The 25,368-nt window shown below is 42.5% G+C and carries 17 protein-coding genes; 6 read left to right on the top strand and 11 right to left on the bottom strand.

Annotated elements, in window-relative coordinates; translation table 11 throughout:
- Positions 1–11 precede the first annotated feature (11 nt).
- From RMZ42_RS20750 to RMZ42_RS20725, 6 genes are all read right to left on the bottom strand, one after another.
- On the bottom strand, positions 12–317 hold the full coding sequence (locus RMZ42_RS20750) for a putative quinol monooxygenase (RefSeq protein WP_322673176.1): 306 nt from the start codon (positions 315–317) through the stop codon (positions 12–14).
- A gap of 29 nt (positions 318–346) precedes the next feature.
- Positions 347–1,987, bottom strand: coding sequence for a lipoxygenase family protein (locus RMZ42_RS20745; RefSeq protein ID WP_322673175.1), 1,641 nt, complete (start codon positions 1,985–1,987; stop codon positions 347–349).
- Between the two features lie 72 nt (positions 1,988–2,059).
- Positions 2,060–3,493, bottom strand: coding sequence for a c-type cytochrome (locus tag RMZ42_RS20740; RefSeq protein ID WP_322673174.1), 1,434 nt, complete (start codon positions 3,491–3,493; stop codon positions 2,060–2,062).
- A gap of 88 nt (positions 3,494–3,581) precedes the next feature.
- Entirely contained in the window at positions 3,582–3,992 is a 411-nt protein-coding gene (locus RMZ42_RS20735; protein ID WP_322673173.1) for a hypothetical protein, read from the bottom strand.
- Between the two features lie 11 nt (positions 3,993–4,003).
- Positions 4,004–5,470, bottom strand: a complete 1,467-nt coding sequence (locus RMZ42_RS20730; protein ID WP_322673172.1) for a c-type cytochrome — start codon at positions 5,468–5,470, stop codon at positions 4,004–4,006.
- Positions 5,471–5,536: 66 nt separating this feature from the next.
- On the bottom strand, positions 5,537–6,931 hold the full coding sequence (locus tag RMZ42_RS20725) for an NADH:flavin oxidoreductase (protein WP_322673171.1): 1,395 nt from the start codon (positions 6,929–6,931) through the stop codon (positions 5,537–5,539).
- A 728-nt stretch (positions 6,932–7,659) separates the two neighbouring features.
- On the opposite strand from RMZ42_RS20725, the gene RMZ42_RS20720 reads away from it, so the two are divergent.
- The 3 genes from RMZ42_RS20720 (at position 7,660) to RMZ42_RS20710 (ending at position 12,167) form a co-directional block, all read left to right on the top strand.
- Positions 7,660–9,615, top strand: a complete 1,956-nt coding sequence (locus RMZ42_RS20720; RefSeq protein WP_322673170.1) for a hypothetical protein — start codon at positions 7,660–7,662, stop codon at positions 9,613–9,615.
- 158 nt (positions 9,616–9,773) lie between these two features.
- A complete protein-coding gene (locus RMZ42_RS20715; protein ID WP_322673169.1) occupies positions 9,774–11,246 on the top strand; it encodes a lipase family alpha/beta hydrolase in 1,473 nt (490 codons plus the stop codon).
- Positions 11,247–11,375: 129 nt separating this feature from the next.
- Positions 11,376–12,167, top strand: a complete 792-nt coding sequence (locus tag RMZ42_RS20710) for an SDR family oxidoreductase (protein ID WP_322673168.1) — start codon at positions 11,376–11,378, stop codon at positions 12,165–12,167.
- Positions 12,168–12,434: 267 nt separating this feature from the next.
- On the opposite strand, the gene RMZ42_RS20705 is transcribed toward RMZ42_RS20710, so the two are convergent.
- The gene (locus RMZ42_RS20705) at positions 12,435–17,810 is read right to left on the bottom strand and encodes an AAA family ATPase (RefSeq protein ID WP_322673167.1); all 5,376 of its coding nucleotides are present in this window, start codon (positions 17,808–17,810) and stop codon (positions 12,435–12,437) included.
- Positions 17,811–18,549: 739 nt separating this feature from the next.
- Positions 18,550–19,281, bottom strand: a complete 732-nt coding sequence (gene radC, locus RMZ42_RS20700) for a RadC family protein (protein WP_322673166.1) — start codon at positions 19,279–19,281, stop codon at positions 18,550–18,552.
- A gap of 183 nt (positions 19,282–19,464) precedes the next feature.
- On the opposite strand from radC, the gene RMZ42_RS20695 reads away from it, so the two are divergent.
- Both RMZ42_RS20695 and RMZ42_RS20690 read left to right on the top strand, forming a co-directional pair.
- The gene (locus tag RMZ42_RS20695) at positions 19,465–20,031 is read left to right on the top strand and encodes a hypothetical protein (RefSeq protein ID WP_322673165.1); all 567 of its coding nucleotides are present in this window, start codon (positions 19,465–19,467) and stop codon (positions 20,029–20,031) included.
- Between the two features lie 152 nt (positions 20,032–20,183).
- Positions 20,184–20,783 (top strand): hypothetical protein, encoded by a 600-nt coding sequence (locus RMZ42_RS20690; RefSeq protein WP_322673164.1) that lies wholly within the window; start codon positions 20,184–20,186, stop codon positions 20,781–20,783.
- A 100-nt stretch (positions 20,784–20,883) separates the two neighbouring features.
- Here RMZ42_RS20690 and RMZ42_RS20685 read toward each other — a convergent pair whose 3' ends face one another.
- Complete coding sequence (locus RMZ42_RS20685; RefSeq protein WP_322673228.1) at positions 20,884–21,822, bottom strand: phosphoribulokinase; 939 nt, start codon at positions 21,820–21,822, stop codon at positions 20,884–20,886.
- Between the two features lie 364 nt (positions 21,823–22,186).
- A complete protein-coding gene (locus RMZ42_RS20680; RefSeq protein ID WP_322673163.1) occupies positions 22,187–22,621 on the bottom strand; it encodes a CoA-binding protein in 435 nt (144 codons plus the stop codon).
- A gap of 629 nt (positions 22,622–23,250) precedes the next feature.
- Here RMZ42_RS20680 and RMZ42_RS20675 point away from each other — a divergent pair.
- The gene (locus RMZ42_RS20675; protein WP_322673227.1) at positions 23,251–23,913 is read left to right on the top strand and encodes a class I SAM-dependent methyltransferase; all 663 of its coding nucleotides are present in this window, start codon (positions 23,251–23,253) and stop codon (positions 23,911–23,913) included.
- 149 nt (positions 23,914–24,062) lie between these two features.
- Here RMZ42_RS20675 and aroA read toward each other — a convergent pair whose 3' ends face one another.
- A complete protein-coding gene (gene aroA / locus RMZ42_RS20670) occupies positions 24,063–25,343 on the bottom strand; it encodes a 3-phosphoshikimate 1-carboxyvinyltransferase (protein WP_322673162.1) in 1,281 nt (426 codons plus the stop codon).
- Positions 25,344–25,368 lie beyond the last annotated feature (25 nt).

Genomic DNA, 25,368 nt, shown 5'->3' with positions numbered 1-25,368 from the left:
CCAGCTAGGAATTAATTGTTCGCAATCTGCTGCCATAACCTGACTTCAGGTGGTTCAACTAAAAATTGTTCTGACTTTTCGTTCAAAGCTTTAATATACGGCTGCTGTAGATGTTGAGCTAAAATTTCCTGGCTGACCCAGTTTTCATGCAACAGAAACAAAGATGGGTCGTCAGCAGATTGGTGCAAATCGTAATTAATACAACCTTCTTCTGCAAGTGTAAGAGCTATTACAGGTTGAAATTCCTGCTTAAAATTGTCTTCTAAACCTGGCTTCACTTTTAATCGAGCGGTGACGGTTACTTTCTGATTTGACATTGTGATTCCTCTTTTTTAGTAAAACTAATTCAAGTATTAATGCTATTAATAATTTCCGAAGGCTTGAAGTAGTTGTAAGGTATGGGACGAGTTTGATTTCTAATATCTATTTGCCGTTCTATTTCGTGCAAATTCTGTTGAAATTGCACCACAATTTCCTGCGCCAATGGATCGGCAAACTCCTCATCATAAAAACCCAATTTGTCATAGTGGTACGATGTTAAAATCTCAGTCCACATCACCTGATCGGCAGCTTGTTTAAAAGGAGGAAGTATCTTCATGATAGTTTCCAAATCTACACCTTTAGTTTCTGGAATTGGGTGGTAGGCTGCATAGGGCATATTGGGTACAAAAGCCATATATTCGTACTGAGAAAAATTCAAAGCAGAGTGTAGAGGAGCGCAAGTGAATACTACCACACTGATGATTTCAATCAGTTGTTCTAGAGTCTCAATCTTGGCTGGCATTCCCTTGACTCTACCACCATCTTGAGCTACTAATTCTCTAGCCCAATTTTGCAACTCATAGTCGTCACTGATATCCTGTGAGGTTTTGTAATAGAGTTGCAAGTATTCAGCCACAAACTTTTCGACAGCATTCCAAATTAATATGCCATCGTCCCGGAAAGGAAAGTGCGGTAAAATTTCTGGATCGTCTGTTTGACGACTTTTTATTAACCGAGGAAAGGTAAACTTTTCCACACTCCATTCTTCATAAACCTTTGCCACAAATCCAAGAGACTCCGCCAATGAACCTGCCATAAACTCATCAACCGGGCCTCCAGGCTGTAAAAACTGAGTACGTCCCAAATCGTTATCAAATAGCATGAAACGGAAGTGGGGTTTTAACAGTAAGGCGATGGGATGATTTTCTGCTAGTTGCCGCGCAGTTACAATCGCAAAGGGAGCCATAACTGCATGAGTATAGGCAAAATGACTACCCAATTCTTGATGGTTGCCATCAGCAATTTGAACGCAGGTTTTTGCCAAAAACCAATCTAAATGAGGGTCATCTGGTGTATAAATTACGCTTTTTGCACCAGAGTCATGATTAATCTGAATGGCAACAGGTACTAGAGAACCACCATTAGGACTATCATTACTTTGCCAATAAAATAGAGCTTGTGGCTTGGGAAGGTACTTTTTAACATTCTCGTAGACACCACCTTTAATATCAGATAACAAAGGATAATCTAAGAAATACAGCTTGCCTTCCTTAAGTGCTTTTTCCAAAGTAAATTGTGTACCTGCAACCTTCTGAAAATGTGCATCCGTGACAGCAAAATTTTCAGGTAATACATCAATTTTTTGGATAGCTAATGGGTTCGCTCCAGAGAGTCGTTGTTCTGCAAAACAAGAGTCTGTTTTGTAATTTTTTATGACATCGGGTTTTGGTAGGAGTGACAAAAGTTCTTCATATTCTTCCAATTCATCTAGTGGGTCTAAGAAGTTTCTGGCTTTAGCAGCTAGCATATTTGGTGCAAGAGTTGCCATACTTGCCAAACGTTTAGCAGTATATTCCGCCGAGAATATTTCCTTATGAGGAACTTTATCAATTACTGGTAGAGGAGCTAGATAATCGTAATTAAATTTGTACTCTTCTCGATTTTTATCTAGCCAATTGATTCGGACATTAACATCAGGATCTTTTTGTGGTAAATATGGTTTCACGATGATCTCCAATTCTATTTTTGAGCGGTTGCTAGTAAATGATTAACGTCAGGATTTAGCAAACAAACTTCATTACAGAGTTTTCAGATACTCAATCAAAGCTTTTTTATTCTCATCAGATAAATCAGTGCCATAAATATGTCCCTGATTTGAATTAGCAGTTACCTTGGTATCGTATTTAAACCCTATAGCTTTGGCTTCATCTCCCTCAGTAATAAAACCAACTTTTTTCGGATCGTAGACATCATATCCCCGATAGAAAACTTGAGGACGATTCTCTGGTTTCTCGAACAAATCTTGTAGAGATGGGACTGAACCATTATGTAAATATGGCGCTCTTAACCATAATCCATCTAGGGAAACGGATACATACCCATTGGTTTTACGTAAGTTTTTGAAGTCCCAAGGGTAGCCATCACCAAAATGATTGTAAGTATCCGCTCCTTCTTGCGTCCACATATCTAACCGATGGCGGTCAGTTCCCACTTCTTCCACAGGAATAACAGTACCCGTTCTTTCCCCACCAAAAGCATGACAAGATGCACAAGTATTAGCAAAAATTTGACTTCCTTTTGCAGCCACTTGCTCATCAATAGCAAATGGATATTTAGGAGGTGGTAGTTCTTGAATAAAATCTTCTACTCGTTGTAAATCGGCTACAGGAAGTGATTTTTTGGTAGCACCATCACCAATTGCTCCAGTTTGAACAGTTTCTGTTAGTGAAGTTTCTAAGCCATCCCAATGGAGTGCAAACCCTTTGTGCATCTTTTGATTCCAAAGAGGCATCATATCAGAGTTGCCAATAGTGTTATCTTTAGGCAACTTTAAAGTATTGAATTTAACTGGATTAAAAGGATCGATTCGACCAGGCCCCCAGTTAGGACGGGAATCTGTCCAACTATAGTCTTCTTTTTGTTGCAGCAGTGCTTTCTTAGTTTGAGGAATTAGCAGATAGCGATAAAGTAAATTTTCTAACCAGGAAAGGTTGTAATTATATTTGATTTCGTCAAGGATATAATCTGCTGTAAATCTAGGATCGCCAGCAGTTGCACTCAAAAATCGTAAATAGCCTTGTGAATCAAATTTATTAGCAGGAGCCGCAGCCACAATTGTGGGTTTATCTTTCTCTGTTTTTCTATAGGTAGCAGTATGGCAAACAGCGCAAGTTATACCGACGCGAGGGAAGCCAATGGTTTTTTTCGTAAACCCAACTGGCATTTCTTTACCCTCTTCCCATGTGATTCCCAAGGAAGTATAACCACCTGGCCCTGGTAATTTATCAGGGAATATTCGTGGTAGTACCAGCCAAATCCAATAGGGAACACCTTGCGCTTCTTCTGTGCCAATAGAACCATATTTAAAGTGTTCTTCAGACGATTCATAATATGTGGGAACCTCTCGAAAAAGGTTGTACCATCCCACATACCCAACTACACCAGCTAAAAGAACCACAATTAAAACGATGCTTGTGATTACCCTACCTATTTTATTTTTGAGTATTGTCATGGCACTCTTTTGCTCCTTTGCAGAAGAATCTGTTTGTAGTGTAGAAATATATCTACACTAGACTAGGGATAAAATTAGGAGAATTGCTTCACTGAAATTGCAGCGATTGCATTTTGCTACGCATTGCTAGGGTCAGAAGAATTAGTTCCGCTAATCCGAAAAACAGGTCTACAAAAGCAATGGATAAAAATCCTTTATCTTGCCCAAAGAAAAACACTGCACAAATGAAAAATGTCGATCCAAAAGCTCTTGAAGGAAATATTGATATCCAGGCAGTTGCCTGATATCGGTACGGGTCAAGTGCCCCAGGAATATAAAATGCACTAATAATAAACAACAGCATTCCCGCAGCACGAACCCAGATAATTGGCTCTGGTATATGCATTTGAAGGAACGTCAGCATTAATTCTGGAAAGAAGCAAGAAGGAATGACAAAAAGCATATTAACAATAATGCCAACCCAAGTAACGCGACTAAACCATTTAGCGTAATTATTCATTTTTTCTCCTTTTAAAGCTTTTTCATGTACTCAACTAGGGCATTTTTATCTTCTGTAGGAAGATCGGTTCCATATAAATGGCCACTATTACTATTTCCAGGCTTTGTGGTATCGAACTTAAAGTATTGCTTACCGTTTTCTACACCGACATCAGATACAAAACCAACTTTTGCTCTATCAATCACATCGTAGCCACGATAGAATTCTTTAGGTCTATTTTCTGGTGTTTCTAGTAAATCCCGTAAGGTGGGGACTGAGCCATTGTGCAGATAAGGGCCGCGTAACCAAACACCATCAAGGGGCATATTTGCATAGCCATTAGTCTTACGGAAATTCTTAAAGCGCCACGGATACCCTGTATACAGAGTATTTTGGTTAGACATCGTTTTGTAGGTATATGAGTCAAGACGATGAGGGTCTGTACCAATTTCTTGAATTGGGACAACTTTGCCTGTATATGCACCACCAAAAGCGTGACAACTAGCACAATTACTTTCAAAAAGCTGTTCTCCCTTCGCTGCTATAGTTTCGTTAACTTCGTAGGGATATTTTGGTGGTGGTAGTTCCCAAAGCCAATCAGCAACTCTCTGAATTCGAGGCAAATCAATCGTTGTGGGTGTGACTCCAGCGCCTAAAGCTGCACTCTTATTTCGTTCATCAACGGAAGTGTTATTACCATCCCAATGTAACTGCAATCCCTCACGGGGTTTTTGATTCCAAACGGAAGGGAAATCAGAAGTACCAATCAGTTCATCCTCACGCAACTTATCCATTGGGAAATGAAATTGAATTGCTTTATAAGGATTAAAAGTATCTACTCTTCCTGGGCCCCAATCTGGTTGTTTTTCAACGAATTTAAGTCGAGATGCCTGATTAATTAGTGCATCTCTAGTTTGAGGAATTGCAATGAAGCGATAAAGTAATTTTTCAATGGGATTAATACCACCACTGATTTTTTCAATTTCTGGCAACATCCGGTTAGCAGTAAAGCGCTCATCTACACCAACTGCTGACAAGAATTTGATATATCCCTGCAAATTAACTACATTAGCAGGCATTGCCGTGATGACTTGATGTTCGCTATTGGGAGTATTTCGCAGCGTTCCTGTATGACATACAGCACAATTCAAGCTAACTCTATCGATAAAGACTCGCCTTTGCGAAAAACCTATAGGTAAATCTTTGTCAGGTTCTTTGATAAATCCTAAAGAAGTATAACCTTTTCCAGGTAATTTATCTGGGAATAATTCTGGTAAAACTTTCCAAATCCAGTAAGGGATGCCATTGACTGGTTCGCTGCCGATTGAACCATATTTAAAATGGTTTTCAATATCAGCATAATCCACTGGGGAGTTAGATAAAACAGGCCAAAGGAAAAATACTGCTACTGCTACAATACCTACAATTACAACCCAAATCCGCTGGAAGATTCCTTTGATTGAGGTTGGAAGTAGGGTAGGGTTTGTTTGTTCAGTCATGAAACACTCCCCATTTTGTCGAGATTATTTGTAAGCGAAATTGTCGATGCGATACGCATCGCTTGTTTATCTAGATAAATTTGCAAACTGAGTTTCATGAAAAACTGACATTACTTCTTCCATCATCTCTTCATAGCTATTGAAGCGATCCTGCTCGTAACAACCTAAGGGATTTTCAATTACATTCAGCAGACATTTATTGCAATAAGTACACGGTTTATCTGCCAGGTCTTTACCTGCTTTAAAAGATTTAGCTAGGTCATTATTAGCAATTAGGGTACGAGCCATTGTCACGCCATCACAATAATGTTCGCTAATTGCCTGACGAATATAAGAAGCTTGCTGTAAACCACCTGTACATAATACAGGAATATTAACGTGCTTTTTAATTTCTCTGGAATCTAGTAAGTTTCTGCCTTGGTTCTCTATTAGTAACTGCTTGATTTTGGGGTCTTTTACATCATCACCACTAAATGCTTGAGGAGGCAATTGTTTTTTCACACGATTCCATAAAAAATTGAAAATTGGATGCAAAAATGCTTTGCGAAATAAAATGTAGTTGCGTGTAGTTTCTACGCCACTTGACAACATGGAATCATAAGTTTTAGTAATGATATCAAAATTAAAATCACCAATGGGATTGAGTGGGTGAGGAAATAAGCTACCAGTTGACACATGCACGGCATCAGCCCCAGCTTCTTCTGCCCATTTACAAACTTGGATGGAATCTTCTATGGTATTACCTGGTTTTTCCCAAAAGGTGACGGCGTTGTTATAGTCAACGGCACTAATTTTGAATTGTAGATGAAAATCGTTGCCTACTTCTTTGCGGATTGCTCTAATTACATCTAGCAAAAACCGCGCTCGATTCTCTAATGAACCACCATATTCATCTTGACGGTCGTTAATTCCAGAACTGAGAAATTGATTAAAAAGATATCCATTAGCACTGTGCAATTCTACTCCGTCTAAACCTGCTTCACGGGCACGTCTAGCGCCATCAGCGAAGTATTGGATTGTTTCTTTAATCTCTGTTAGTGTCATCGCTTGACACAAAAAGCCGTGGAATGGCTCAGTTTGGCTAGTGGAACTTAAGGCTTTTTTTCCTAAGTTTTCTACACCACCAATATCTTGCTGTCGCCCCGAATGACTTAATTGCAAAATAAATTTACAGTCATATTCGTGGACTCTTTCTCCTACTTTTCGCCAAAAGGGAATACGTTCATCACAGTTAATGGTGGCGTAATTGGGCATAATTCGTCCCCGGATGGCGACTGGGACAAAGGAACTAATAATCGCTCCTACACCACCACGAGCAAACTTTTCTTCCCAGTTGATTCGGGCTTGAGTACCTGAACCATCATAGTTATCCCATCTGCCAGAAATACTAGAGCGAAATATCCGATTTTTTACTGTGAGATTACGGAATCTCAATGGCTCAAATATAATATCGTTTTCCATGTGTTTCTCTGTCTTTATCTATTGTTTCGGCAATAAAATTAGGTGTCAAAATTATTCGTAGCACTAACAGTCTCGCCAGAGAACTATTTTTTAGGTCTCTGGGAGAGCAGTTTTTTATGTCTACAAATCTACAGTGGAGGTTTTCGGATGCGATCGCTAAGTATTAAGTTTTTGTTACTTAAATTTACTTAACCAGTTTCAGCATGGATATTTATCCTTATTGGTTTTTACAGTTATATAAAGACTTTTGCAATTTGTAAACCTATCGGTATTTACAGAGCAATTCTTAAAAAAAGTGAAAATTTCCGTCTTTTATTTTTCTTCAAAGGTTAAGGCAACCTTAAAAGTAGCTAAAAGGAGCTGCTCACAATTTGTTACAAACCTAACCAAGTAGGTAGGAAATCGATATAACCATAGCAAATTGGTTATTGAAGACCATTGTAAATTTACAAATTTTTAAATTTTTGATGTAGAAATGTATAAAAGTTTATTAATGACGTTTTGCAAATTTGTGTAGTAACTTCATATATAACGAACCTCAGTAGGGTACATTAATCATCAAAATATCCCAAGACTAAATCTGGAAAATGGGAAATTGGTGATGAAGCATTAGTGTACCTCTGCAAACGTGAGGTGCAGTGGGAAAGGTTTAGGTGTTATGACCAGAGAGTTTTATGAAAAAGACAAGTCTAATTTTTAAGGGCTGTCTGCTCCTGCTATTCGCGACTATGTTTATAGTCTGCGGTTTTTATGGAACGCCTACAGCTCTAGCCGATGAGTATAGTGAAATACCTACGTCCATAAGTACAGACTATTCGGGTACTGGTGTATCTGAATACCCTGATAATTGCGAGGGCATCGGTTATCTCCCAGAGTACACCAAGGAGAATTTGACAGATGCCGAGAAACGAGGTCGTTGCACTTGGTACTTATGGACTGGCGGTAATTCTAAGTACTATCGTGATTTAGCGAAGCGAACGCATGGTGGTGTTGACCTGCTAAAGCTGATTGACTCGCGCGTGCATGACGAGCGATTGCAACGTTATGGTGCAATTAACGATCCTGGATGTGAAAAGGCGACAGCACCAGATGAATATGGTTTGTGGCTAGATAAATGTAAAGATCCGCTCTCAACTGGCGTTATTGGGTTGCGTAAGTTCCAAAACCCCAACTTCGACTCGACAAAATGGAACCCTGTTGAATATGCCAAAACTTCACAAATTGAGCCTCCATACGTAATCGGGCAGTCCTGCGCCATCTGTCACGTAGCGTTAGATCCCCTCAATCCACCCAAAGACAAGGAACATCCAAAATGGGAAAACCTTGTAGCAGCATTGGGTAATCAGTACATTAAGGAAAATAAATTATTTGCATCCAGCGTTGGAGAAAATAGTTTTGTTAAGCAAGTACTTGATTCTCAAAGACCTGGAACTTCTGATACTTCTCGGATTGCCACCGATCATATTAACAATCCGAATGCGATCAATTCCATTTTTAATTTAGGCGATCGCCCCAAATATCCAGAGGTGATGAACGATGGTTCAACCAAGGATGTTAATCATATTCTCAAGGATGGTGCGGACTCTACAGGAGTGGCAAATGCCTCACTACGCGTCTACGTCAACATTGGGATGTGCGGCGATTACTGGACAAGTCTTCATGAGCCTTTATTAGGCAGAACTCCCCAAAAACCTTTTGATATTGAAAAGGCGCGCAAGGAGTGCGAAGGCTGGAGACAGACAGAAGCACGTATGGCTGATGCCGAAGCATTCTTGAAAACCATCAAGCCGATGCACCTGAAAGATGCACCAGGTGGTGAACAGTTCTTGACTAAAGATGAGGAAGTTCTCAAACGTGGCAAGCTAGTTTTTGCCAGTACTTGTGCTGGTTGCCATTCCAGCAAAAAGCCATCGGCTGAAATTGCAGCTGACCCCGAACAGGCTCAAAAATGGTACGAAGAGTCTGTACTCAGTAGTAATTTCCTCGACCACAACTTCTTGTCTGATGACCAGCGTTATCCAGTTACCCTAATTGGTACTAATGCGGCGCGATCGCTAGGGACAAATGCCTCTAAAGGGCATATTTGGGATCAGTTCTCATCGAAGACGTTCAAAGAACTGCCCTCACCAGGTACTTTGACGCTGTACAACCCCTTCGATCAGAAAAAACCCATCGAATTTAAGATACCTGATGGCGGTTTGGGATATTACCGTACACCCTCACTAGTGAGCATTTGGGCAACAGCACCACTTCTGCACAACAACACACTAGGACTTTACAACGAAGATCCTTCAGTGAAAGGACGTGTAGAAGCCTATACGGATGCGATGGAAAAGCTGCTGTGGCCTGAAAAGCGTGAGGGAATTATCAGCAGGACATCTAAAGATACCAAATTAGAGCTTCCTCCAGGAGATCCGAATCCGAGATTTAGGCTTCCTGTTCCTAAAGGTACGCCTGTGAATTTGCTAGCAAGCATCAATATGAGAGAGGCGATTACATCTCTGAATCTCGGCAGCCTTTTTCAAGACTTGAAACCGGAGGGTGGAATTAAGGGTAAGTTGGCACGTGTACTTTTAAGAGCCAACAAATCTCCTGATTTTGTAGAAGATGAGGGTCATTATTTTGGCTCAAATCTCCCAGATGAAGATAAGAAAGCCCTAATTGAGTTCGTGAAAACTTTCTAAGTACAGCTTTCGTGTAAAATCGTAGTGTTTTAAACGCAGAGAATTCGCTACGAATTAATAAAATGTTGTACTAAGACAACTTGTCTTGATATTCTGCACTCGTTTCCAGGTTAAATCTGGGAACGAGAAAAAATATTGATTAAATAGCAAGGATATATATGGCGTATTTACCAATCGTCTTCGTTCGTGGATATGCAGGTACAGAAAAAGACGTTGAGCAAACAGTCAACGATCCGTTTTATGGATTCAATAGTGGTTCAACCCATATTCGAGTAGATGAGAAGGAAAATCCTCAGAAGTTTTTTTTCGAGAGTCCATTGCTGCGGCTAATGACCGATCATGGTTATCAACCGATTGTTGACAATCAGAATGTAAGCAATCAGATTAAAAGATTGTCCGAGCAACTTCATCAAACTATTTGGATCTATAGATTTTATGATATATCTACACCTAGTTTTGGCTCATCAAGTGTCGTTCGGCAGGAAATGGAGCAAATAGCTCAGGGTTTAAGAGACTTGATCCAGAATGTCAAAAAAACGACGGGTGCTGACAAAATTTATCTGGTTGCCCACTCGATGGGAGGTCTTGTTTGTCGCAGCTTGATTGAAAAGATTTATCCAGAACAAGGCGAGCAAGCTGCCGATCATATTGACAAATTCTTTACCTACGCTACACCTCATGGTGGTATTTATTTTGAGGTCGGGGGTGGCTTAATTGAAAATCTCAGGGACAGGTTTCAATTGAATAATTCTGATGACTTTGGCCCTCAGCGGATGTACCAGTATTTAACACCTAATATTAAATCAACGGCTGAGTTACCCGATAACTTTCAGCTACAACAATTACAAAGTATAGATAATGCATTTTCGCCAAGCCGCGTTTTTTCTCTAATCGGCACGAATGCACATGATTATGAAGAAGCTTTTGGTCTTTCACGCAATCTTGTTGGAGTGAAAAGTGATGGTCTAGTTCAGATTGATAAAGCTTATATCCTTGGATCTCATCGGGCTTATGTTCATCGCTCTCATGGTGGACGTTATGGGATATTGAACTCCGAAGAAGGTTATCAAAACCTGCAACGATTTTTGTTTGGTGATATTCAGGTGAAACTGTCTCTGAGCAATGTTGAGTTAAAAGACCTGGACAAGAATTTTTATCAACTGGAAACTAGAGTGGCTTTGCGTGGTCTTCCTATTCCAATATATGAGCAAGCGATCGCTCATTATTGCCCAATTACACAAGAGTTAACCCGAACAGATAAACCTATTCCGCTATTTACAGCTTTCTTAATTCCAAAAAACTCAGTCAATGATGATAATACCTGTAGATATGCCCTGCGTTTAGCACTGCATTCCTTTACAAAACAAGAGACGAATTGGTTACGTGACCATCATCTCGACCAAGTACCTTTGTGGTCTGACTATCTAATTACTGATGTTGCCGAATCAAATAGCACTTATGAGGCTAAATACAGTTGGAATTCTGAAGACAAAGAGCCAGTAACAAAATTAAATCCGACTTCAGAATCTAGTCCAGATATATATGTTGCGTATGTTTCTTTACCTGAACGCGGTCAAAAAATCTTAGGAACAAATGCAGCAGTTCGCTTGGAAATTTCCCAATGGAAATGAAAGAGGCAGGGGAGGCAGGGGAGCAGGAGAGCAGAGGAGCAGGGGAGAATAATAAATAACAAATGACAAATGACAAATGACAAATGACAAATGACAAATAACAAATAACAAATAACAAAAGGAAAAATTATGCAGACCAATCGCAAACAAACGGCTCTTATTACTGGTGCATCTGGCGGTATCGGTTATGAATTCGTGAAATTATTTGCTCAGGATGGTTACAATCTTGTGTTGGTAGCTAGAAGCCTGGAAAAGCTGAATAAAATTGCCGATGAATTTAAAAATAAATTTGGCATTGATGTCAAAGTTATTTCCAAGGATTTATCTAACCCATCAGCCCCAGAAGAAATTTTCACGGAACTAGAACAAGCATCGATTAATATTGATGTGCTGGTGAACAATGCAGGATTTGCTACCTACGGATTATTTAACGAAATTGACCTGAATGCTGAAATGCAATTGCTACAAGTCAATATATTATGTCTGACACATTTAACCAAGTTATTTCTCAAAGGCATGGTTAAACGGGGGTCTGGAAAAATATTAAACCTGGCTTCCACTGCTGCTTTTCAACCAGGGCCGTTGATGGCAGTATACTACGCTAGTAAAGCTTATGTCTTATCATTTTCAGAAGCGATCGCTAATGAATTAGAAGGTACAGGCGTTTCTGTAACGGCGCTTTGTCCAGGGCCTACCGAATCTGGTTTTCAACAAAGAGCCGCAATGGAAGACTCAAAGTTGGTAAGCGGTCAAAAAATTATGACTGCGGAAACAGTAGCCGAAATCGGCTATCGTGGTCTATTTGAAAACAAAACTGTTGTCGTTCCTGGAATTAAAAATAAGCTACTCGCTGAATCTGTAAGATTTACTCCCAGAAAGCTAGTGACTAAACTAGTCAGAAGTATGCAGGAAAGCAAGTAATAAGTGGGTCGGCGTAAATAATTAAAGGTGAGTTCGACGAGTACTATTTTGACCTCTCCCCCAGCCCCTCTCCTACCAGGAGAGGGGAGCAAAAACTTTTGTTTTCTCGTTACTCCTCCCTCTCCCAAGGAAAGACGCACTCGCGTTCGCCTTTTAGGAGAGGGAGGTTGGGAGGGAGAGGTCTGTCGAACTCACGTTATTTTAGTGAAATGGTATAATCTGTCGGCTGCAACACAGTTGTTGTACTATGCCGCAGCGATGGTTGATTTAACCCCGAACCGGGAGTGAGATGGAAAACTCAGAGCCTTGTCCTAATTGGGACTGAACTTCCAGCCGACCATCATGTTTCTCGACGACAATCTGATGGGCGATCGCCAAGCCTAACCCTGTTCCTTTGCCAACCTCTTTAGTGGTAAACAAACGCTCAAAAATCTTAGATTTAACTGATTCATTCATGCCTTTACCGTTGTCAGAAATACGAATTTCAACCGCATTTTGTTCGGATAATAATGCAGTGTGAATCGCGATTTGTTGGGGATGATTTTCTAACTCTTCAAAGCTTGTTTGCTGTGCTATTTCATCGAACATATCAATCGCATTAGCCAGAATGTTCATAAACACCTGGTTAAGCTGACCGGGGAAGCAATCAATTTCAGGGATATTACCGTAGTTGCGGATAACTTTAATGGCTGGCCGATTTTCATTGGCTTTGAGCCGATACTTGAGAATCAACAGCGTACTATCTAACCCTTCGTGCAAGTTGACTTTAACTTTGTGTTCTGTATCGGCACGAGAGAAGGTACGCAGGCTGGTACTGATGCCTTTGATGCGATCGGTTGCGCCTTTCATCGAGTCAATTAACTTAGGTAAATCCTCCAACATAAACTCCAGGTCAAGTTCTTGGGCTAATTCGGCCACCGCACCCGTAGGTGGCTGGTGCTGGTGATAGGTATCTAAATACTCACACAAGTCTTTTACATAATCTTTGGCATTGTTAATACTACCGTTGAGGAAGCCGACTGGATTATTAATTTCGTGAGCCACCCCTGCCACCAAGTTACCCAAAGTCGCCATTTTTTCGCTTTGCACAATCTGAAGCTGAGATTCTTGCAGCTGTTGAGTATGTGCTTGGGCTTGCTGATAGAGACGAGCATTCTCCAGTGAAATCGCAGCTTGGGCGCACAGCAGATTCAGCACCTCAACGCGATCGCGGGTAAAGGCTCCCGTTGCCAGGTTATTTTCTAGATAGACTATGCCCAGCAACTTACCCTGTTGCAGAATTGGGCTGCACAGCAGACTCTTGGGCTGTTGGTTTTGGATATACGCATCGCCGAGCAATAGCGGCTCTTGTGCAGCGTTGCTAATTACAGCAGGTTGCAAGCTGCGTTTGACTTTTGTTACCAGACTGATGGGCACAATACCACTATCGACAAGCGACTGGGTTGGATGTAGAATCTGCGTTTCGATTTGGTGCGATGCCGTAAGTTCTGCCCTCGCCTGAACTGTGAGATTTTGTCCCTCGCTCAACATTAAAGCGCACTGGGTCGCACCAGAGGTTTGCATTACCGTCAGCAAGAGAGTAGCAATTAACGGCTCAAGCTCGATTTCACTCGAAAGAGTTTGCGACGCTTTCAGGATGGCAACCAGATCCAGGGAATCAGAAAGACTCGTGGAGGAAGTACTAGTCGAGGTGACAGTTGCAGTGGAAAATAAGGTTTCGTCAATAGAAAGCGGTGTCTGCGCCCCTTGGAGGATGGGAGCTAGCAGTTGGGGATAGCGAGTTTCCAAGTCAGCGAGTTTGGCTTTCGCCCCCCAGCGAGCATAGCCATAGTAAGCGTCAATCAAGTAAGCTTGGGCAATTCGCTCTTTGTTCCAATCCAGATAGAATTTTGCCGCCAGTTCATTGCTAAGGGCTGTTTCCTGAGAATAGCCATTGGCTTTTGCACCCGCGATCGCCAGATCGTAAAATTCTATAGCTTCGGTTTTGCGATCGAGAACGCGATATTTTTCCGCTTCTACTAAATGATATTTGTGCAAGTAATTCATCGGGCCATAATCTGCCCAATCTTTTAGCTTGGCTTGATTTTCTTCCATTCGCTGCCATCCCGGTTCTGATGGGGAAATTGATTCGCCAGGATGAGCCAGTACGGTCAGAGAATCATAGAAATAGAAGATTGGTTCAACGATACTTCCCATCCCGCCAGCTAAATAATGTCGCGTTTGAGCGGCATCGTGTTGAGCTTTGGCAAAGTCTTGGAGCCAGTAATTTAACGTGAAGCGATAAAGGTAAAAGAAGGATAGTCGGTAAAAATCGACTTTTGCCTCATCCAGAACTTTCTGTTCGTAGGCATCCTGGCGTAAGGGAATCTCTTGTTCTGACTGACCCAAGAGAATTTGCGCCGCTTGCCAGTAAGCCAATACACAGTTTGCTGCCGTGACTTGGTGGAGGTCGGACAACTGCTGGTAATAGGCACGAATTTGGGGTTCGAGTTCAGCCAGGGGTTGACCGTACCAATACGCATTGAAGCAGTATAACTGGGCATCGTAGCCCATAAATTCTAGATTGCCAGTTTCCAACCCGGCTTGATATCCGTCCAGTAGAATGGGCAGCGTGTCTTGCAGATGGATTGTCCAAGAACCCACATAAGCCCCCATTAACATCGCAGTTGCGGCTCGAATGTTTTTGGCATCTGGTTCTAAGGCGAGTTGGTATCCTAATTGCCCAAACTGAGGCACTTTTGACATATCGCTCCACAGCATCCTCAGTTGGAAGGCGTAACCTACATAGCAAAACGCCGAAACCGGACTGTTGCCAAATTGAATCGATAATTTGACCTGGAGTGCCACCACCAGGAAATAAAGCTTTGTGCCGGACATGTAACAAACTGGTGTCAGCCGCGCTGCATTTTGCATAATTGCTAATTGCTGCGGATCGGTCATTTTCGGCAGATGAATGAATGACTCAATAGAACGACCCTCAATTAAAGCATCAATTTCTTGTTTCAGGAGGCGAATGTCGTCTAGAGTTGGTTCGTCTGGTAGGTTCACGCCCAACATTCGGAAGACTGATTGACCGATCGCGATCGCCTCCACAAATTGATTGCGGGCGACCAATGCCTGAATTCTGACTTGATAAACTGGCACTCGTTCTAGAGGCGTTTTTGCACGATCGATTACCGCTTCAATCCACTCCTCCATCTGCTCAAAAGCACCAGCCAAAAAAGCGACCTCGGCAGCTAAGTCATGCAGAGATAGAGTTATTTCGTACTGCCGTTGCCAAGCATCCCCTAAGAGCAGTTGCAGCCCGACTGTGGCATATTCACGGGCGGCATGGTAGGCGGTTGCGGCTCTGGCTTTGCGGCAAGCCGTGAGGTTGAGTTGGGCGAGTTCGTCCCGTTGCTGTTGTTTTTCAATCAGCGTGGTTCCATAGTTCAACTGATTGACGATTTCAAAAATGCGCTCTTCTCTAGCGGCTGGGGAAACTTGTTGCAGCAGAAGTTGTCCGATTTGGTAATGAGTCGTCTGTTTTTGCTCGTCAGGGATGAGGGAATAAGCAGCTTGCTGGACGCGATCGTGGAGAAAGCGATAAGAACAGTTAAAGGTTAATGGCTGCTGGACTTCTGCCACGTGAAGTTCTGATAGTTGGTAGAACTTATAGACATCGCTGATGGGCAGAATTACGCCTTCTTGCAAGGCTTTCCAGAGGTCGAGCGCGATATCTTCGGGCGATCGCTGATTGACTATCGCCAGGGTAGACAAATCAAACTGAGCGCCAATGCAAGCCGCTAGTTTCAAAGCAGCCTGGGTGGCAGTCGGCAATTTTTGCAACTGAAGTGCCATAAATTCGACGACATCATCCGTGAGCGCGAGTAACTTCACCGTTGCCAAGTCACATTGCCAATGTCCTGTCTGGAAGTCAAACCAAATATAGCCGTCCTCATGCAATGCTTTGAGAAATTGGGTGAGGAAGAAGGGATTCCCCTTGGTTTTTTGATAGACCAACTCCGAAAGCGGTTGAGCCAGTTCAGTTGAGCAACTGAGCGTATCTGCTGTTAACTGATTCACGTGGGTTTGGCTCAGGGGTTGTAGAGTGAGGGCGCGGATTTGGGTTTGGGCTTTTTTAACCTCATCGAGCATCAGCATCAAGGGATGAGCCGGGAACACTTCGTTATCCCGATAAGCTCCGATGACGAACAGATAACCGCGCTCGCGTTCTGTCAGCAGTAGCTTCAGCAAGTTCAGCGAAGCCGAATCAGCCCATTGCAAGTCATCTAAGAAAATGACCAGTGGATGCTCCCTTGTGGTGAACACCGTGATGAACTTCTGGAACAGCAGATTGAAACGATTCTGAGCCGCACTACCGGAGAGTTCTGGTACTGGGGGTTGTTGGCCGATGACCTGTTCGAGTTCCGGAATCACCTCAATGAGTACCTGCCCATTGTCACCCACTGCCGCCAGGATTTTCGCTTTCCAATCAGCTAACTGCGCGTCATCACTGCTTAGAAGTTGACCCATCAGGTCGCGGAAGGCTTGGATAAAGGCACTAAACGGCAGATTGCGGTTGAACTGGTCGTATTTACCTTTGATGAAATAGCCGTGCCAACGCACAATCGGCTTATGCACTTCATTGACGACGGCAGTTTTGCCAATACCAGAAAAACCTGCCACCAGCATCAGTTCGGAGGCTCCGTTGGCAACTCGGCCAAAAGCATCGAGCAAGCTTTGAACTTCTTGTTCTCGTCCGTAGAGTTTTTCGGGAATCAAAAAGCGATCGCTAATATCCCGTTGCCCTAAATCAAACCAGGCGAGTTTGCCCGCAACATGATATTCTTCCTGGCATCGCAACAAATCGTGCTTCAGACCGAGGGCGCTTTGATAGCGGTCTTCCGCATTCTTGCCCATCAGTTTGCGAATGATTTCACCGAGCATGATGGGCAGATCGGGATTGCGATCGCAGATAGAGGGTGGTTGTTTCGCTATATGGGCGTGAACCATTTCCATTGGCTCGTCTACTGGAAATGGTAACTGTCCCGCGAGCAGTTCAAAAAAGGTAACTCCCAAAGAATAGAAATCGCTGCGATAGTCAATCCCCCGGTTCATCCGCCCGGTTTGTTCCGGTGAGATATAGGCGAGTGTACCTTCTAGAATGTTGGGGTTTTGAATTTCTTGGGTTTCGCGGGGTAACAGGGAGGCAATGCTAAAGTCAATCAGCTTAATCTCCCCGGTTTCTGGTTGAATCAGAATATTAGCTGGTTTAATGTCTTTGTGAATAATCCGTTGTTGATAGAGCTGGTGGAGGATATCTACAATTTGCAGGGCAATTGGCCAGAATTGTTCGACACTCAAAGGGGCAGCCTGGATGCGATCGCGTAGGGAGATGCCACCGATGTCTTTCATTACCAAAGCATAGCCATTTTGGTATGGTTCTAGACTCAGCGGTTGGACAATGCCTGAGATGTCGAGATTTTTAGCGATCGCATACTGATTGCGAAACTGCACCAATTCGCTAAAGCTGGGATAGTCGTGCCGCAGTAGTTTAATAATGACTGGTTTTCGATCTAATTCCCTAAGAGCGCGATGTACTAGGGTATTGGAACTGGAATAAATTAGCTCGTTTATACGATAACCAGTTATTGCCAACATAAATCTTATTTTTATTTACAAATCTTTTTTTATCTATATAGAGAATTCCCGTTTTAAGATTATCTTTAACTTTTAGAGACAAAAATTAATAATTCTGGTCAAATTTGCGATCGTTTGCTCTAACATGACTGGCTCAAAATGTTATTAATTAACTATAAAAAACTAAAACAACTTATACCAATTCTCTAAAATCCGGCAACACATATTCGCTCCGAAACCTAATGCATATATGACGCATCTTATTCAAACAATTCAACATAAAATGCTTGGAAAACAAGTTCCCATTTAATTAACTCCGACAACATCTGTTCAAGAATCTTTTCTTATAATTCTGACTCCGAGGGATACAGAGAAACTGGCCCAGCAAGAAATTATTGGATAGTTAGCTTTTGTTGTTGAAAATCCTTAATAAAATCCCGAATATCTGATATTCAAGCACGGCTTGACCCAGATTCAGTTTGGTCAAACTTTAATAATGTTGGTATGTAGGGGATTACCAAGAAATAAATTATCCACTCTTGTGGGGTGGACATCTTGTCCGCCCTATGAACTAGGCTCTCGTGTCGCCCACCCCACAATAAAAGTTGTATATTTTTTTATAGCATCTCCTAGTCTGTTGAGGTACAAATCTCTGCGTACCTCTGCGCTTTACTTTGTACAATTATCCATAACATTTTGATATCTTTTTTAGTTTTTATTAGCAATTAAGATGCGTTCGCCCTGCCTCCCTGCTTTTTCACTAATCTCCCTGTGGATGCTCATCCCACAAAGTTGTCAGTTCTCGTAAACTTTGATGATTGCCATTGCCCAAAATCAGATGATCTAGTACTGGAATGCCCAAAAGCTGCGCCCCTGCTAATAACTGACGCGTTAATTCTATATCTTCCTGGCTGGGTTCAAGGTTCCCAGAAGGATGGTTGTGGGCTACTATTACCCGCGTTGCGCCTTGACGAATAACTTCTCGAAAGATATCACGGGGAGAGGCTAGGGTTTCGGTTGCAGTGCCAATGGTAATTACTTGCGTACCCAACAAGCGATTCTTGACATCTAATAACACCACTGCAAAACGTTCTTGTACCTGCCACATCAAATCTTGACTGAGGGTAGCAGCAGCAGCAAGTGGGCTATCAATTAATGTGCCATCATTGGGACGTGATTGAAAGGCGCGTTTGCCCAATTCAATTGCTGCTAAGATACTTGTCGCCTTCGCTGGGCCAACACCAGAAATTTGCATTAACTCTGCGGGGCTAACTTCTCGGAGAGTTGCCAAAGGATCGCGTTGATGTTTGCCTAGTTCGCTCAAGATATATTGTCCCAAACCCACAGCCGATAGTTTTCCTGGCCCTTGACCAGTGCCTAGAAGAATTGCGATTAACTCTGCTGTGGCTAAAATTTTTGCACCATGCGTCATTAATCGCTCACGCGGACGCTCATTTGTAGGTAGATCGGCAATTCTGAGGCAATAGGTCATATTAAACTAAGAAAATAGCACCACACATAGAACTATCCTTAGTTATCCCTCGTTTGCTCTCAAAATCATCTTTATTTGAGAAAATCTTTAACCTTGGTAAGTTTGTATAGGTAATTTCATTTGCAACTTTCAAAGGGAACACTAAAAAAAGATGATTTAGGGCGATGCCTACGGCGGTAAACTATGTTCGACGATTTATTCAACAATCTCAAAGGTTTTATTGACTCTAAAATTCAAGAAGTCGGTAACGATCTGCAAAAACGCTTCGGCGTTCCCGAACCCGCAGAGCCATTTATGCTGATTCGTCGATTCACACCTGCCGATTCTACGGTGACAAAGGGATGTATTGCAATTGTCGGAGAAAGCTGGCAAATTGAAGCTTATGACGATAATAATCAGAGCTTTTTTACGAATAGTACCGATCCTTTGCGAAATGTCATCTTGTTTGAAGTTGCAGAACCCGATGTCCAAGAGTGTGTTTTTGCTTGTCAATTTAACGCGAAAGCGCTAGACACAGAAAAAGCAATTAAAGTTAGTTTAGGTTTTCGGAGAACGGGACAGTGGGGCGGAATGACAACAACTTCATGGTTTACAGAAGTTTCACCAACAGAAAATTTTAAACCTTACGAAGCGCGTGCCCATTTTAAAAAAGAAACAGATGCTGCCAAAGTTCAAATCAGTGTGCAATTTGAGAGTAGTGGCATTCTTCAGATTAAAGATATTGAATTGCTGCAAGCGCCTGTAAAGTAACAATCGTGAGCTTGGGTAGGGGCTGGGATGCAATGATTGTGGAAATCATAACTAATTATCCAGACATGATATGAGCGGATGAACAAGAACGCCCAAATATGACAAAAGGCTACTATTTCAAAGGGAACACTAAAAAAAGATGATTTAGGGCGATGCCTACGGCAGTAAACTACGCTATGTTTGACGAGCTATTCAACAATCTGACAAATTTTATTCTCTCTAAAGCTAAGGAAACCCTTAAGGAGCTAGAAAAACCACTCGCTATTCCCGAACCCGCAGAGCCATTTGTGCTGATTCGTCGATTCACACTTGCCGATTCTATAGTCACAAAGGGAGGCATTGGAATTGTCGGAGAAAGTTGGCAAATTGAAGCTTATGACGATAATAGTCAGCGCTTTCTAACTAATAGTACAGATCCTTTGCGAAAAGTCATCTTGTTTGAAATTGCAGAACCCGATGTTCAAGAGTGTGTTCTTGCTTGTCACTTTAATGCGAAAGCGCTAAACACAGAAAAATCAATTGCAGTGAGTTTGGGTGTAGGTAGACCACGAGAATTGGGCGGACTGAGAACAACTTCATGGGGTAGAGGAGTTTCACTAACGGAAAATTTTCAGCCTTACAAAGTGCGTGCCTATTTTAAAAAAGAAGCGAATGCTGCCACAGTTCAAATCGGTGTGCAATTTGAGAGTAGTGGTATTCTTCAAATTAAAGATATTGAATTGCTGCAAGCCCCCGTCAAGTCGGAATCATGAGTAAGCAAAGTGCGTAGTTTACCGCCGTAGGCATCGTATAATTCAGCAGCCTAACACTACACGCGATCGCAACCACTTTTAACCCTTTAACTTTCCCTGATTACTGATGAATTTGCGTTGCTTTGAGCATGTGGTAGGTAATGATCAACTGAGTCAAAGCCAGGGGGTAACTTTGCAGTGTTTCTCCAGTTGTACCAGCAATTTTACCCAGTTCTGGATTACTTTCGCGATCGCAAATACTTCGTAAATGGGGCATATCAGAACAAATAACATGCTCTAGCTTATTCACCTGGTCTAAGGTTGCATGACCATCAACTTCTAAGACATCCACAGGCTTACTCATATCCCTGTCTAACCCCAAGCGAATCGCTGAGTCAGAATTACCATAGCCAGGGTTGATAATCTGGGTAAAATCTGGGTGGGGAATTGTCGGACGTAGTACCAAACGCACATTTAAATGTCCATTGGTTTCATCAGCTTCCTCGGTAGGTGGATAGAAACTAATGACTATATCAGACCATTGCCGCTGCGGACGAATAAATTGTGCTGAGTCCGGTTCGCGCTTTTCTAATTCTGCCAGCACCTGTTCATCTGTGTAGCCGCGCTTTTGGGTATCCCGCTTGACTTTCCATTTTGTGCGTAGTTCTTCAGGGGGTGCAAGATAAACTTTCACGTCGTAGGAGTCACGGGCGGCACGAGTAGAATAACCGAGTAATCCCTCAATGATTACGAATTTATTCGGCTTAATATACTGCGGTGGCTCGAATGTGCCGGTTTTATGGCTGTAAACTGGTTTGAGAATTGGTTGTCCTGTGCGTAGCAGCGACAAATGTTGCTGCATAATATCTAAATGGTTGCAGTCCGGGTGGAGAGCAGTGATGCCAATATCTGCACGTTGTTGGCGATCGTAACGGTGATAATCATCTGTACAAATGAGCGTGACATTTTCCGGGCCGAGTACCTGAGCGATTCCTCGCGTTAGTGTTGTTTTACCAGCCGCGCTGTCGCCGACAATACCAAGAATTATTGGACGGCTCATCATAACCTCCCACAATAAAAACAACTATAGTAATAAAATTACCTACAATAGTTTTTATTCTAGAAGGGTTTAAGCAAGTAACTCAAACAAACACTTGGTATGCAATATCTCTACACATATAGCAATCCTATTTGAGTTGTGAAAAATATAGATTAGAAAACGAACCGCCTTCTCTACCAGAGGCTGACGCCAACGCGTAGCGTCTCGTTAGAGAAGGACGCTAAGGACGCAAAGGAAAGAAGAAAGAAAGAGAGATATAATTTTCAAAGGATGATTTAGGACTGCTATAGAAAGTTTATGCGATCGCTTTTTGCATAATAATTACAATCTAAATGATTGTTAGACTTATCTGTACGCATAAAAACTAGACATTTTCTGTTGAACCTACTCTCAGCCGCAGATATTCAATTTTGATACAAGCATCCATAACCACATTGAGTCCTGCATCTATAGCTTTTTGTGCTGATGGTTGATGCCAGATACCCAGTTGTGTCCACACAGTTTTAGCAGTGATGGAAATTGCTTCATCTACAATTTCTGGCAAGTACTCACAACGACGAAATACGTTAACAATATCCACGGGTTCGGGTAATTCCTGGAGTGCGGCATAACTGGGTTGACCGTCAATTTCTTTAATTCGCGGGTTGACGGCATAAACTGTATAGCCTTTTTGTCGCAAGAATTGCGCGATTTGATAACTGGTGCGATCGCGTTTATCAGAGTGACCTACAATAGCGATGATTTTGGCTTGGATCAACACCTCGCGCAGAGCGCGATCATCTTCTTTAAGGTTTGGCATGATTTAAAATATCCTGAGCGTAGGCACAGCCCGTTGTAGACATCGCTTTGTTTATCATACTGAGTTGTATTTAAATATAATTTTGACTTTTAAAAAATCATTTACGAATATCAAAGACTCGTCCACGAGTAAAAAAGACTCATTCACGAGTATCAAAGACTCATCCACGAGTATCAAAGACTCATCCACGAGTAAAAAAGACTCGTCCACGAGTATCAAAGACTCATCCACGAGTAAAAAAGACTCGTCCACGAGTATCAAAGACTCATCCACGAGTGAAAAAGACTCGTCCACGAGTATCAAAGACTCATCCACGAGTATCAAAGACTCGTCCACGAGTAAAAAAGACTCATCCACGAGTATCAAAGACTCGTCCACGAGTATCAAAGACTCATCCACGAGTATCAAAAACTCATATCATGTCCGCCAAATTACCCATAATAAAAGAACCCCACCCCCAACCCCTCCCCGCCTGCGGGGAGGGGAGACAAAGCACAGCTTTGGCGGGGTGGGGTTCTTCGGGTTTAATAAGCAATCAAGCGGACATGAAATCATCCCCAATTCTCCATGCCCAATGCCCCATGCCCAATGTCCCATGCCCAATGCCCCATGCCCAATTCCCAATACCCATGACAACTAAAACACTAGGACTCGAACAAAACCTCTATGACTATTTACTGTCAGTCTCTCTTCGAGAACCGGAAATTTTAACCCAACTGAGACAGGAAACAGCCCAATATCCCATAGGTAGAATGCAAATTGCTCCCGAACAAGGGCAATTTATGGCATTACTGGTGCAATTGTTGGGAGCAAAGAAAACCTTGGATATTGGGGTATTTACAGGTTATAGTTCCCTGGTGGTGGCATTGGCGTTACCGACGGACGGTAAAGTGGTAGCCTGTGATATCAGTGAAGAATTTACAACGATCGCTAGACGTTATTGGCAACAAGCTGGAGTGGCGGATAAAATTCAACTGCACATTGCCCCAGCTTTGCAGACTTTGGATCGGTTACTGGCAACAGGAGAAGCAGAAACTTTTGATTTTGCCTTCATCGATGCAGATAAGAGCAACTATGATGGCTATTATGAGCGATCGCTGCAATTAGTGCGTCCGGGGGGATTGATTGCGATCGATAATGTTCTCTGGTCAGGTAGGGTTGCCGATCCCCAGGTGCAAGATAATAGAACGAAAAGAATTCGTGCTTTTAATCAAAAACTGCATCAAGACCAGCGAGTTAGTCTTAGTGTAGTAGCGATCGCAGATGGCTTAACTCTGGCATTGAAAAAGTAATACCAATTAAAAAAACAATGCGACAAATAGACCATTTGTAGAGACGCGATTCATCGCGTCTTCTTGTAGAGACGCGATTCATCACGTCTTCACCCAAGAATGTGTTGCAATCATTAATTGAATTGGTATACATTTAACGAAAATAGCTCTTATTGCTCTAACATTTGGAAAAATCGGGTAAAGTAATCTGGAAAAGTCTTCGCTGTGCAACCAGGATCTTTAATTACAATCCCTGGAACCTTCAAGCCAGTGACAGCAAAAGCCATCGCCATTCGATGATCGTGATAAGTTTCAATCGCTGCTGGGGTAATGGGGCCAGGCTCAATTTTCAGTCTATCTGCAAATTCTTCAACTTCAACTCCTAGCCGCCGTAACTCTGTCACCACAGCTTTAATTCGGTCAGTTTCTTTATATCGAATATGTTCCACATTCCGAATGGTAATCGGTGAACTAGCAAAGGGTGCGATCGCTCCTAATGTTTGCACTAGATCCGATATATCATTCATATCAATATCGATGCCTTGCAATTGCTTCGGCCCCGTCACTTCGGTGTAATCATCCGCATCCTTAATTTGGCAACCCATTTGTTCTAAAACATTCAGCCAGAGAATATCACCCTGACAAGATTGTTTGGTCAAATGTTTTACCCGCACCCGTCCACCCGTGACGGCGGCGGCGGCAAAAAAGTAAGAAGCATTTGATGCATCGGGTTCTACAGTGTAATGTCGAGCTTGGTAACGTTGACCTGCTTTAATCTGAAATTGATTATCGCCGATTTGGATCGCTTCCACGCCAAAGTCTGCCATCAGACGACAGGTCATTTTGATGTAAGACTGAGAAACCAGCGTACCTTCAACCTCAACAATTGTGTCTTGTTGAGCATAAGGCGCAATCATCAGTAATGCCGAAAGTTGCTGACTTGTTTGGTTCGCTTTCAAGCGAAAATTTCCGCCAGCAAATCCCTGACTATAGACGGTGTAAGGCATAAACCCGGAGTTTCCTTCAAAGTTAATGGTTGCTCCACCCGTTTGTAGTACCGTCAACAAGTCGCCCATCGGTCGTTCTCGCATCCGGGGAACTCCATCTAGGCGATATTCGCCATTCCCCAGTGCTACCAGCGCCGAAATAAACCGTGCTGCTGTACCTGCCAAACCCACAAATAAATCTGCCTGTTTAGCTGGAATTTCGCCTCCCCTTCCCGCCACTTGAATTTGTGCCAGTTGAGGATTCAAAGTAATGGGAATGCCCAATTGCTCTACGCATTTAGCAAAATACTCGCTGTCTTCACTAAATAAGGCATTTTCTAAAATGGAGTCACCTTGCGCCAAAGCTGCGACAAGCAACGCTCGATTGGTAAGACTTTTAGAACCAGGAATTTCTACCGTGGCATCCACTGGCCGATTCAGAGCAGGAATTGCAATGGTATCCACTTTAAACCTCTACGTAGGCGGTTAG

Source organism: Nostoc sp. DedQUE05 (assembly GCF_034530955.1).
Classification (GTDB): Bacteria; Cyanobacteriota; Cyanobacteriia; order Cyanobacteriales; family Nostocaceae; genus Nostoc.
Note: the sequence above shows the minus strand (reverse complement) of the source record. Positions and strands in the feature narration are given on the sequence as shown.